General features: G+C 53.0%; 11 protein-coding genes. 1 reads left to right on the plus strand and 10 read right to left on the minus strand.

The genetic code is table 11. The features are described from left to right. Nucleotides 1–62: 62 nt before the first annotated feature. The 4 genes from mtaB to prmA form a co-directional block, all read right to left on the minus strand. Nucleotides 63–1,406 carry a tRNA (N(6)-L-threonylcarbamoyladenosine(37)-C(2))-methylthiotransferase MtaB gene (mtaB, locus tag SACSAC_RS21055; protein ID WP_037290006.1) on the minus strand — a complete coding sequence of 448 codons (1,344 nt, stop codon included), beginning with the start codon at nucleotides 1,404–1,406 and terminating at the stop codon, nucleotides 63–65. After that, nucleotides 1,406–2,170 carry a 16S rRNA (uracil(1498)-N(3))-methyltransferase gene (locus SACSAC_RS21060; protein WP_037290009.1) on the minus strand — a complete coding sequence of 255 codons (765 nt, stop codon included), beginning with the start codon at nucleotides 2,168–2,170 and terminating at the stop codon, nucleotides 1,406–1,408. The genes mtaB and SACSAC_RS21060 overlap by 1 nt, the downstream gene beginning before the upstream one ends. Nucleotides 2,171–2,307: 137 nt before the next feature. After that, nucleotides 2,308–3,006: a site-2 protease family protein gene (locus tag SACSAC_RS21065; protein WP_037290010.1), complete on the minus strand. Its 699-nt coding sequence runs from the start codon at nucleotides 3,004–3,006 to the stop codon at nucleotides 2,308–2,310. Beyond that, nucleotides 3,007–3,984 carry a 50S ribosomal protein L11 methyltransferase gene (prmA, locus tag SACSAC_RS21070; RefSeq protein ID WP_037290012.1) on the minus strand — a complete coding sequence of 326 codons (978 nt, stop codon included), beginning with the start codon at nucleotides 3,982–3,984 and terminating at the stop codon, nucleotides 3,007–3,009. 102 nt (nucleotides 3,985–4,086) lie between these two features. Here prmA and SACSAC_RS28265 point away from each other — a divergent pair, with 102 nt between their 5' ends. Further along, nucleotides 4,087–4,587 (plus strand): PH domain-containing protein, encoded by a 501-nt coding sequence (locus SACSAC_RS28265; protein ID WP_051507300.1) that lies wholly within the window; start codon nucleotides 4,087–4,089, stop codon nucleotides 4,585–4,587. A gap of 140 nt (nucleotides 4,588–4,727) precedes the next feature. On the opposite strand, the gene SACSAC_RS21080 is transcribed toward SACSAC_RS28265, so the two are convergent. From SACSAC_RS21080 to grpE, 6 genes are all read right to left on the minus strand, one after another. Continuing rightward, the gene (locus SACSAC_RS21080; RefSeq protein ID WP_245608670.1) at nucleotides 4,728–6,245 is read right to left on the minus strand and encodes a DHA2 family efflux MFS transporter permease subunit; all 1,518 of its coding nucleotides are present in this window, start codon (nucleotides 6,243–6,245) and stop codon (nucleotides 4,728–4,730) included. Next, a complete protein-coding gene (locus SACSAC_RS21085; RefSeq protein ID WP_051507301.1) occupies nucleotides 6,238–6,696 on the minus strand; it encodes a MarR family winged helix-turn-helix transcriptional regulator in 459 nt (152 codons plus the stop codon). The genes SACSAC_RS21080 and SACSAC_RS21085 overlap by 8 nt, the downstream gene beginning before the upstream one ends. Before the next feature lie 1,084 nt (nucleotides 6,697–7,780). Further along, on the minus strand, nucleotides 7,781–7,969 hold the full coding sequence (locus tag SACSAC_RS21090) for a hypothetical protein (RefSeq protein WP_037290020.1): 189 nt from the start codon (nucleotides 7,967–7,969) through the stop codon (nucleotides 7,781–7,783). 306 nt (nucleotides 7,970–8,275) lie between these two features. Beyond that, nucleotides 8,276–9,397, minus strand: coding sequence for a molecular chaperone DnaJ (dnaJ, locus tag SACSAC_RS21095; RefSeq protein ID WP_037290023.1), 1,122 nt, complete (start codon nucleotides 9,395–9,397; stop codon nucleotides 8,276–8,278). A gap of 206 nt (nucleotides 9,398–9,603) precedes the next feature. Beyond that, nucleotides 9,604–11,448 (minus strand): molecular chaperone DnaK, encoded by a 1,845-nt coding sequence (dnaK, locus tag SACSAC_RS21100; protein ID WP_037290026.1) that lies wholly within the window; start codon nucleotides 11,446–11,448, stop codon nucleotides 9,604–9,606. A 169-nt stretch (nucleotides 11,449–11,617) separates the two neighbouring features. After that, the gene (gene grpE / locus SACSAC_RS21105) at nucleotides 11,618–12,202 is read right to left on the minus strand and encodes a nucleotide exchange factor GrpE (protein ID WP_037290029.1); all 585 of its coding nucleotides are present in this window, start codon (nucleotides 12,200–12,202) and stop codon (nucleotides 11,618–11,620) included. Nucleotides 12,203–12,207 lie beyond the last annotated feature (5 nt).

Below are 12,207 nucleotides of genomic sequence, written 5' to 3' on the forward strand. Positions count from 1 at the left end.
CTTCGCAACCTCCGGCGAAGTCCCTTCTGCCTACGTCCCCGCAATCGGCCGAAAAACCGAGTTTAGGATACCGACGGCGTGCGCACTTCATCCAGAACGCGCAGCAGTTGACCCCGACATTCGTTTGCGCCCGCTTCCGTAATCTTGACGCGGCACAGTTGGCCCTGAAGCTCCTGCGAGCCTTCGAACACGATTGTCAGATAGTTGTCGCTGTGCCCGCCGACGAAACCTTGCGGATACGTCCCTTTTTCGTTTTTCTCCGGGATGACGTCCACGACTTCGCCGATGAACTTTTGCGCATATTCCAACTGCATCTTTTCCGACAGCTCGATCAGTTCATGCACGCGCGCGTTTTTGATTTCTTCATCCACCTGATCGTCCATACGCGCGGCAGGCGTGCCTGTGCGCTGGGAGTACGGGAACACGTGCATTTCGGAGAAACCGATGTTTTTCATAAAGTCATAACCGTTTTGATACATTTCATCCGTTTCGCCCGGGAAGCCGACGATCACGTCGGTCGTGATGGCCACGTCCGGCATCGCTTCGCGAATGCGCGCGATCTTCTCGGCGAATTCGGCAGTGGTGTACTTGCGGCGCATTCTTTTCAATACGGAGTCGTCGCCCGCTTGCAGCGGAATATGGAAGTGACGGCACATCTTGGTCGAACGCTTCAACACTTCCAGCATCTTGTCGTCGATTTGGCTGGCTTCGATCGAACTGATGCGGATCCGCTCCAGCCCTTCGACTTTATCCAACTCTTCCATCAGGTCCGACAGTCGGTAGTTTTCCATATCGTCGCCGTAGCCGCCCGTATGAATGCCGGTCAGCACGATCTCCTTATAGCCTGCTGCCACCAGTTGACGCGCTTGCGCGAGCACGCTTTGCGGTTCGCGGCTGCGGGACAGTCCGCGCGACCACGGAATGATGCAGAAGGTGCAGAAGTTGTTGCAGCCTTCCTGAATTTTCAGGAACGCGCGGGTATGACCGTTGAAGCTCGGCACGTCCAACTCTTCGAACGTCCGCGTCTTCATGATGTTGCGCACGGCATTGATCGGCTCTCGCTTGGCTTGAATCTCGTCGACGAGCGGCAGAATCTTCTCGCGGTCCTGCGTGCCGATCACCAGATCGACGCCCGGAATTTCCAGAATCTCGGCCGCGGACGTCTGCGCGTAGCAGCCCGTCACCGCGACGATGGCATTCGGATTGCGGCGGACCGCGCGGCGAATGATCTGACGGCTTTTTTTGTCGCCCGTATTGGTGACCGTACAGGTGTTGATCAGATAAACGTCCGCCGTCTGATCAAACTCCACCTGCTCGTATCCGTCTTTTTTGAACAGCTGCCAAATGGCTTCCGTATCGTAGAAATTGACTTTGCAACCCAGCGTATAAAAAGCAACTGATGGCATTATAAACTTCCTCCCATTTCTCCGGACTCGTACAGGATGCAAGACAGCGCGGTCATTCCCGCCGTCTCCGCTCTCAGGATGCGTTTGCCGAGTCCCGTAATTTTAGCGCCGGCAGCTTCTGCTTCGTCGGCTTCCCGCTCGGCGAATCCGCCTTCCGGTCCGACGACCAGCAGCACGTTCGCTTCGCCTTCCCGGCGACTTTCCGCAAACGGACGAACGACGTCGCGCAATTGCAATCCGTTTTCTTTTTCATAACAAAACAGTACCAGATCGTAATTGCCGAACGTCTTCAGCAGCTGCTTATACGTGAGCGGCTGCTTGACTTCCGGAATGCGGCTGCGGTGACTTTGCTCTGCGGCTTCCTTGGCGATCTTGCTCCAGCGCTGAAGACGCTTTTCTTCCTTCTTAGCATCATACTGGACCACTGTCCGCTCGGACAGAAAAGGAACGAACGCATCCGCGCCGATCTCGGTACATTTTTGAATGACCGTCTCCAGCTTGTCACCCTTGGGCAAGCTCTGGGCGATACTCACCCGGAAACGGGCTTCGTTCTTTTCGGCGATCTCTTCAATGACAGCCGCGATAACTTCGCTTTGCTCGACGATTTCCAGCTCGGCAAGCACTACGCGCAAGGCACCGTCGCACACGATAATCTTGTCTCCCGCGCGACCGCGCATAACACGGCTGATATGACGCGCATCCTCGCCGAGAATGCGGACTTTTTCATTTTCGAATTGTTCGTTTTCCACAAAATATCTCTGCATCGCTCATCCACTTCTCTTCCGTTTTTGACCAAATTCCATCATACACAATTTGGCCTCCGCTGACCAGTAGATGGCGCGAAAAACCGGCATTTCCCTAAGGAAAAGCCGGTCGTTAAGCCTATGGCAAAAGTCTGCGGTTATCCGAAAATCGACGCGCCCCAATTCAGGAACAATTGCATCAGATCTTCGATCCATACATACATGCGACCGATCGTGTTTTCCCGCAACGGCGGAATAAACACAATCAACAGGAAAATGAAGATGGAATACGGCTCGATTTGTTGCAGTTTACGACGAATTCGCAGCGGAGCGATATCCTCGATAATCCGATAACCGTCGAGCGGCGGCAGCGGGATCAGATTGAACAGGAACAGCAGGATGTTCATCTGGATCAGGTAAGCAAAGAAATAAGCCGCCGCTTCCTGCAGTCTGGATACTTCTTGCGTATAAAAAATCGTACCGTCCATGATCACGACATGCAAAACCCCGTATGCCGACAACGCGGAAAAAATCATGGCTCCGACGAACGCAATCAGCAGATTGCTGAGCGGGCCGACCGCCGAGACGATAATCCCCATCAACCTCGGTTTGCTAAAATTCTCGCGGGTGACCGGAACGGGACGCGCCCAACCGAATCCGGCAACCAGAATCAGGATCATGCCGAGAAAATCGACATGTCGCGCCGGATTCAGCGTGACGCGTCCGAGCAGCTGCGCCGTAGGATCGCCGAATTTGTAAGCCGCATACGCGTGCGCGAATTCGTGCACGGTAAACGCGATAATCAATACGATCAGAACAAACGGCAGAACGTCCCAAGAAAAGGCCAAAAAGTTCATTTAGACCACCTTTTCCGCGATAAATGCCAGCCATTCCTCCTCGCGATGCACATCCCGAATCGTCAGACCTGCCGCAAGCAATCCTTCACGCACGGCATCTTCTTTATCCTTGTAAATGCCTGATGCCAGATACAAGCCGCCCGGGCGCAAAGCTTCAAACACATCGTTCGTGAACAGCAGGATGATTTCGGCCAAAATGTTAGCAACGACGATCTGAACCGGAAGCTCCACGCCGATATCCGACGATGCACCGTGACCTTCGGGACGCAGCACGGACAGCAGATCGCTTTCTTTGACCGTGATTTCGCCGGACAAACCGTTTAACGCCACGTTTTCTTGCGCGCTTTTTACGGCTACCGGATCGAGGTCGAGCGCCAATGCCCGTTTTGCTCCCAGCTTGATTGCGCCAATCGACAAAATGCCCGAACCCGTGCCGACGTCGATGACGTCTTCTCCGCCTTTGACGATGCTTTCCAGCGCGCGCAGGCACAAAGCCGTCGTCGGGTGCGTCCCCGTGCCGAAAGCCATGCCCGGGTCCAGCTCGATGATGCGTTCGCCTTCGGACGCTTCGTACTCTTCCCACACCGGTTTGATCGTGAGGGTATCGGATACTTTTAACGGCTTGTAATAAGCTTTCCATGCCGTCGCCCATTCTTCTTCGTCGACCAACCGCGTCTCGTACGTCGGACTGCCCGTGTCGATATCGAATGTTTCCAGCTCCACGGTACGGCTTTTGACTTCTTCCAGCACGGCTTCGATATTTACGTCATCGGAAAAATAGCCTTTGATCTCCGCGCGGCCTTCCGGAATATCGTTCAACGGCTGGTCGAACCACTCCCCGTAAGGACGTTCGCGCTTCTTGTTCAAGTTCCCCGATTCTTCGATCGAAACGCCGCCCGCTCCCGCTTCATGCAGGAAATTCGAGATGGCTTCCACCGCTTCCTCCGTCGTATGTATGGTCAATTCGTGCCACAACATCATCAATCGCTCCTCAATGTTTAACTTTTTCGCTCGTTTCATTGTACTATAGAGTGAGAAGCAGCACAAAACCCCAACTTTTCGCGAAAAGAGGATGAGTGTATGATCTACTGTACGAATTGCGGCGCGTCCAACGCGGACGATGCGAACTTCTGCGGGAAATGCGGCAAGCCCCTGCAAGGAGAAGTCCGTCCCGACGCCTCGTCACGCCAGCCTGTCCGAGCGGAACACCACGATGCGCGGACGGAAAAAACATTATGGGAAGGCCGTCCTTCCGACCTCGGCGACCAGATCAAAACCGGACTGCTCATGAACAACGTTCGCTACAAAATCACGAGCCAGCGCCTGATCGTCACTACAGGGTTGGTCGGCAAAAAATCGGAAGAAGTGGAACTCGTCCGGATCAAAGACATCGCGATGGAAAAAACGGTCATGGACCGCATGATGGGCGTCGGCACGATCATCGTTTATTCAAGCGACCCGACCACTCCCGAGGTACGCCTCGAAGACGTGAAAGAAGTCGAAAAGGTCAAAGATCTGCTGCGGGATGCGGTACGGGCGGAAAAAGAGCTGTACGGCACGCGGTATCGGGAAGACCTTTGAATTTATTAACGCGCAGATGGAAAAGCCCGCTCTCCGGGGATTGGAGAGCGGGCTTTTTGACGCTAAAGATCAAATGCCGCGGCGCGAGGTTTAAACAATCGGCTCGCGCCGGAACGAAAATTCAAAACTGCAATAAACGATTAAGCTTTCGCATTCGCGTTTTCCGAAGCAGTCGTCGGCACTTGATGCGGAACCGTTTTTTTGTTGTCCACGGCGACGCGTTTGATGAAGAAGGCCAGTACGAACGCCGCTGCGGTCATCCAGGTTGCCACGACGAACGAATGGTTAATGCCTTCGACCATCGCCTGCATCGTAACAGTCTGCATCTGAGCAGCATTTTGCGGATCGACGCCCATGCTGACGACCAGCTGTTTGCCGACTTCGGCCGCTTTGTTCGACATGATCGAGACCAGCAGCGCCGTGCCGAGAGCGCCGGCGATGGTACGCAGCGTATTGGACATTGCCGTACCGTGGCCGTTCAGACGGGCCGGCAGTTGATTGAGGCCCGCGGTTTGGATCGGCATCATCATGAGCGACATGCCGAACATGCGGATCGTATACACCGCGATCAGATGGCCGTACGTCGTATCGACGGTCAATTGGCTGAATTCGTAAGTCGTCACGGTCATAATCGCGAGACCGGCAACCGCCAGCCAGCGCGCGCCGATTTTATCGAAAATGTAACCGGTAATCGGCGACATGATCCCCATCAGGATCGCGCCCGGCAGCAGCATCAGACCGGATTCGATCGGCGTGAACCCTCGCACGTTTTGCAGATACAGCGGAAGCAGAATCATGCCGGAGAACAAAGCCATCGTCGCAATGACGTTAATGATCGTAGTGAGCGTGAATACGTCATATTTGAATACGCGCATTTCCAAAATCGGCTTTTCGCTTCTCAACTGGCGGATAACGAACCACAGCAGAGAAACGGCTCCGATCGCGAGCGTCCAAACGACTTCATTCGCTCCCCAGCCTTCCGAACCTGCTTGGCTGAAGCCGTACAAGATGCCGCCGAAACCGATCGTAGACAAAACTACGGCAAATATGTCGAGTTTCGGACGGGAAGTCTCGGTTACGTTGCGCATGAAAAGAATACCCAACACGATCGACAAAATGCCGAACGGCAAAATCAGATAGAACAGGTAGTGCCAGTCGTAATGTTCAACCATCCATCCCGACAGCGTAGGACCGATTGCCGGAGCGAAGATCATCGCCACGCCGACGAGTCCCATGGCGGAACCGCGTTTTTCGATCGGGAAAATGGTAAGGATCGTGAACGTCATCAGCGGCATCAGGATGCCTGCGCCGGCTGCCTGAACCATGCGTCCCGCAAGCAGCAAGCCGAACGAATCGCTGAATGCGCACAATAACGTACCTAAAGTGAACAAACTCATTGCGGTGATAAACAGGTTTCTCGATGTAAATCGAGCCATCAGGTAAGCCGTTACCGGAACCATGACGCCGTTGACGAGCATGAAGCCGGTGCTCAGCCATTGAATAACGGTCGTTTCGACGTTGAGGTCTTTCGCCATCGTCGGCAGCGCCACGTTCAGCAGCGTTTGGTTCAACAGCGCGACAAAAGCGCCGATCAACAGGGCGACGAGAATCGGACCCTTTTTCAGGGTTTGAATGTCTTGCACAGCAGTTTTACTCATGGTGGTTTTCATCTCTCACTTTTTCTAATTTTTTAATGATTTTTCGGTGCGCTTGAAGCATGACTTGCAATTCTTCAGGGTCCAGATCGTTAAGACCCGACAGGTATTGACGATAAGCGGAGTCGGCATCTTTAAGTACCTGCTCGCCTTTTTCCGACAGTTTCAAAACCAGTACGCGCCGATTATTGGCCGGACGTTCGCGAATGACCAACTCCGCCTTCACCAGTCGATCGATCACGCCGCTGACCGTGCTGCTGCCCAGCCTCATATGCTCGGCCAGTTCACCCAGTCCGATCTCCGGACGATCCCGCAGCGCCTTCAATGTCATCAGTTGAATTCCGGTCACGCCGAAACGGCAAGACATATCGGACATCAATTGAAAAAAAAGCTGCTTCACTTCCCGGAACGAGTCGACGATCTCGTGCAGTTCAATCTCAGTGTTCGTGTTCAAAGGTATCGCTGTCCTTTCTGTTGCATGAAACCGTGCCATGACAAACGTTCTCTTGCGAAATGTTCGCCTGTAAACATTTCGTATACGAATGATTATACTACAAATTTTTATAGTGTCAACATATACATATAAAAAGCACAGGGTTTTCCGTTCTTCGCTCGGGCTTGTTTTCCTCTCGGGCCCCTGCAACGGGCCGCGAGTAGAAGGAAAGCCAAAAGTCGCTCAGCCCGGAAAACCCTGCGCCGGTCCGGGAAGGCAGGCGGCCGCTTCGCCCAGGCCGCCGGGTGCGATAAGGCGTCGAAGCTCCCTGCCTCCGGCAGCTTCGACGGGGGCAGGGCAGGCAGCGGCTTTGCCGACTGCAAGTGCAAGAGGCATTAGTTTTGCTGACCGGTACAGGCCAGAAACGTTAAAACAATAAGATCTCGAGCGAGAAAAACCTCACGTAACTACTGAGGTGGCCGTACTAATGCGCCGACGGTATAGCATCTGAGGTTCGAACGCAAAATGAATAGTTCCTTCATCGCTCAATCTCGCTGCATGAATCATTTTGTCCGTATTCGGCGGCTAAAGGATCGCATGTCCGTTAGAACGCCCAATTTCGTCATCTGCAATTTGTAACGGATTGTACGGACGCTTACACCGGAAAAACGGGCAAAACCAGCCCAAAAGTCAACTTTTTTTACCGCTAAGTGTCCCATTGATCCGTTAGAAATCTCAATTCTCCAATTCGGGGCGCTAAGCGTTCCGTCGATCCGTTACACGTCGCCGTCTCCAAGTTAAGCCTGCCCGATCAGGTCGAACGAATTGATGATGAAGCGGATATTGATGGCTGGACTACGCTAAACCTTAACTTTGATTCGGCCAACGCCATACTTTATATTTAATCCGGATAATAAATTCCAATCATTATTGTTGTGATCTGCCATTTTAAGCCTTCAAACAAAAAAGCAGCCTCCTTTTCAGGAAGCTGCTTTAACTTCTTTTAAAAACATTTTTTAAAAAAGCGTAAGCGGAGGGAGAGATTCAGGTCAAGACGCTTTTGAACGAATTTCTCCGGCAGCGCCCGCTCTTGTAAAGAAGCCCTCTACAAACTCATACTCATCAACAAGAAAAACCCAAACATTAAAAAGACCAAAACGGCAAAGAAAAGACTCGCCCAATTACGATGATCTTTTTCCGCATTCGGATTGACGGACTTGATAAAAAAAGACATGAATCCGAATCCCAAAGATGCCACAATCAGAAGGACTGTCAAAGCAAATATTTCGTACATGTTGTCCCTCCTTCTTTATATTGGCGTTCATTTAATCGAAGCTCGTTTGTACTAGGGCGTGTACGCAAACTTCGAAGGAGGCAGATTTAGACGAATTTTCGTTCTCGGCAAGGAAGGGTTCCGAAGGCGTGCCGGGGCACGTCAAGGGACACTGACGAAGCAGAGGGCGAAAAGGCGGCTAAAGATGCACATCGTTAAGTTTGCGTACACGCCCTAAACGCCTCAATCGGAGAAAAAGTTATGCCGATTCTAAAAAAAATAGACCTTCGGTTCGAAAACCGAAGGTCTATTTTTCTTTATACGAACTTAGTCGCCGCGGAAAGCGCGCTTCATCCGATCGAAGAAAGATTGTTCCTGTTCATGCGTTTGTTCGCCGCTGAGGCCGGAGAATTGGCGCAGCAGGTCTTTTTGTTCGTCGGTCAGCTTGCTTGGGGTAATGATCACGACTTTTACGTGCTGATCGCCTTGTCCGGTTCCGCGCAGGCGCGGAACGCCCTTGCCTCTCAGGCGGAAATAGGTTCCCGTTTGGGTTCCGGCCGGGATCTTCAGTTTGACTTTTTCAGTCAAGGTCGGGATCTCGATCTCGTCGCCGAGAGCGGCTTGAGCGAACGTCAAAGGCACTTCGCAGTAGATGTCGTCGCCTTCGCGGTCGAAGAATTCGTCGGCTTTCACGCGAATGACGATATACAGGTCGCCCGCCGGGCCGCCGCGCAGGCCGCCGTCGCCTTCGCCGGTCATGCGCAGTTGAGCGCCGTCGTCCACGCCCGCAGGAATGCGGATATGCACTTTACGCTGCTTTTTCACATGGCCGCTGCCGCTGCATGTCGAGCATTTTTCTTTGATGATTTTGCCGTTGCCGCCGCAGTTCGAGCAGGCTCTGCGGTTGACCATACGGCCGAAAGGCGTGTTTTGCACGACTTCTTCTTGGCCGCTGCCGTGGCAGACCGTACATACTTCGGGCTGCGTGCCCGGTTTGGCGCCGCTGCCGTTACACGTATCGCAGCTTTCGGTACGCGGAATAGTGATGTCGATCTCTTTTCCGAAGACCGCTTCTTTGAATTCCAGCGTCATCGTATATTGCAAATCGTTGCCGCGCTGCGGCGCGTTCGGGTTGCGGCTTCTTCCGCCGCCTCCGCCGCCGAAGAACATATCGAAGATATCGCTGAATCCGCCGCCGCCAAAATCGCCGCCGCCGAATCCCTGGTTAGGGTCTTGGTGACCGTATTGGTCGTACTGAGCCCGTTTTTGTCCGTCGCTCAGTACGTCATAGGCTTCTTTGACTTCTTTGAACTTTGCTTCGGCATCGTCCGCCTTGTTGACGTCCGGGTGATACTTACGCGCCAGCTTGCGGTAAGACGCCTTGATATCCTGATCGCTCGCGCCCTTTTCAATGCCGAGCACCTCGTAGTAATCGCGCTTTTCCGCCATCGCTGTACTCCAACTCCTTTATGCTTTTAATCTGTACCTTCTATCGCATATATGCGGAAAGCCGCTTATGCACTTTCCGCCCGTGAACCTGACAAAAGGGAAGCCCGGTCCGGGATGACCCGGCCTGACCTCCCCCAGCCGGCCCGTCCGCCGATCGGCGGGGTCGGGCTCTTGTTCGGTTAACCAAAAACGACTACTTAAAAATATTAGTCTTTTTTGTCTTCGTCTACAACTTCGTAATCGGCATCGACGACGTTGTCGCGGTTTTGCGAAGAAGCGCCTGCTTCCGGTTCGCCGCCTGCTTGCGCGCCTTCCGCATTGGCTTGCTCATACAGCTTCACGGATAATTGTTGAACGATTTCGGTCAATTCTTCCGTTGCTGCTTTGATTTCGTCTACATTTTCGCCTTCCAGCGATTTTTGGACTTTTTCTTTCGCGGCATTTGCTTTTTCGATCTCGGAAGCATCAACTTTGTCACCCAGGTCCTTGATCGTTTTATCCGCTTGGTAAATGAGTTGGTCGGCGTTGTTTTTCGTTTCGACCAATTCTTTACGCTTCTTGTCTTCTTCGGCGTGCAGTTCGGCATCCTTCATCATTTGCTCAACTTCAGCATCGCTCAAGCCGCTCGAAGATGTGATCGTGATCTTTTGGCTCTTGTTCGTGCCTTTATCGGTTGCCGATACGTTTACGATCCCGTTGGCATCGATATCGAAAGTAACTTCGATTTGCGGTACGCCGCGCGGAGCCAAAGGAATATCGCCCAGCGTGAAGCGACCCAGCGTTTTGTTGCCGGCAGCCATTTCGCGCTCGCCTTGCAGAACGTGGATTTCTACGCTTGGTTGGTTATCCGCATAAGTCGAGTAGACTTGGGATTTGCTTGTCGGGATCGTCGTGTTGCGGTCGATCATCTTCGTGAAGACGCCGCCGGCCGTTTCGATACCCAGGGACAAAGGCGTTACGTCCAGCAGGACAACGTCTTTGACTTCGCCTGTCAGCACGCCCGCTTGAACGGCAGCACCGAGGGCTACGACTTCATCCGGGTTAACGCCTTTATGCGGATCTTTGCCGGTCAGCTTTTTGATTGCTTCTTGTACGGCAGGGATACGTGTCGAACCGCCGACAAGAACGATCTTGTCGATTTCGCTCGACGACAGGCCGGAGTCTTTGATCGCTTGACGCGTCGGAGCCAATGTACGCTCAACCAGCGAAGCGGAGATTTCTTCGAATTTCGCGCGAGTCAGGTTCAACTCCAAATGCTGGGGAACGCCGTCAACCATCGTGATGAACGGCAGCGAGATTGTTGTCGTCATAACGCCCGACAGTTCTTTTTTCGCTTTTTCTGCTGCGTCTTTCAGACGTTGAACCGCTGCTTTATCTTTGCTCAGGTCGATGCCTTGTTCTTTTTTGAACTCGGCTACCAGGTAATCGATGATCACTTGGTCAAAGTCGTCGCCGCCCAGGTGGTTGTCGCCGCTTGTTGCTTTAACTTCGAAGAAGCCGTCGCCCAGTTCAAGGATCGAGACGTCGAATGTACCGCCGCCCAAGTCATAAACGAGGATCGTTTGGTCTTCGGATTTTTCCAGGCCGTAAGCCAGTGCCGCAGCCGTAGGCTCGTTGACGATACGCAGCACTTCAAGACCCGCGATTTTGCCGGCGTCTTTGGTTGCTTGGCGTTGAGCGTCGTTGAAGTAAGCGGGAACCGTGATCACGGCTTGCGTTACCGTTTGGCCCAGGTAAGCTTCAGCATCGGATTTCAGCTTTTGCAGGATCATGGCCGAAATTTCTTGCGATGTATAGTCTTTGCCTTCAATCGTTTCTTTGTGGTTCGTGCCCATGTGACGTTTGATCGAAGCGATCGTGCGGTCCGGGTTCGTGATCGCTTGGCGTTTCGCGGTTTCGCCGACGATACGCTCGCCGTCTTTTTTGAAGCCTACGACCGAAGGGGTCGTGCGCGCGCCTTCCGGGTTAGGGATAACGACGGCTTCGCCGCCTTCCATAACAGCCACGCAAGAGTTTGTTGTTCCCAAGTCAATACCAATTACTCTACTCACAGTAAATATCCTCCTCAGTTAAGTACGGTTGATTTTAAAATGAAATGTTTTTCTCGCGTTGTGTCCGACATGCAGACCCTACGCTCTATCATAACGGTTTGGCGCGCGTTTTCAAACTTGCCGCAATCGCCCGGAACATTCCGGCCTAAGCGACTTTTGAAAATGCGGTTTAACCGCTGACTTTCACCATTGCGGGACGAAGCACTTTGTCTTTCAACATATAACCTTTTTGCAGCTCTTCGACCACGATGCCTTCCTCGTGCTCGTCGCTTTCCACTTGCATAACCGCTTGGTGGAATTCGGGATTGAAGGCTTCGCCGACGCTATTCATTGCGGTCAGGCCTTCGGCCTGAAGCACGCTTTCGAACTGGCGGTGAATCATTTGTACGCCTTTCACGAACGACTCGGCGCCCTCGCCTTCCGGCAGGGTATCCAGCGCGCGACCGAAATTGTCGATGACCGGAACGAGTTCGGTGATCAGCTTCGATGAAGCGTATTTGCCGAGCTCTTCCTTTTCCCGAATCGTGCGCTTGCGGAAGTTATCAAAATCGGCTTGCGAACGCGCGAGACGTTGTGCATAATCGTCTACCTGCGCCGTTAATGCCTCGATTTTGGCTTGAAGTTGTTCTGCGCTCTCTTCCGCGGCAGCACCGTTAGTTTCTTCGGTTGCCTCTTCGGACGATTGTGCATCCTGCTCGTTTTCTGCGATTTCTACTTCTTCGTTTTCCGAATATTGCGTTTGTTCTTTACTCAAGATGC

Source organism: Saccharibacillus sacchari DSM 19268 (assembly GCF_000585395.1).
GTDB classification, from domain to species: domain Bacteria; phylum Bacillota; class Bacilli; order Paenibacillales; family Paenibacillaceae; genus Saccharibacillus; species Saccharibacillus sacchari.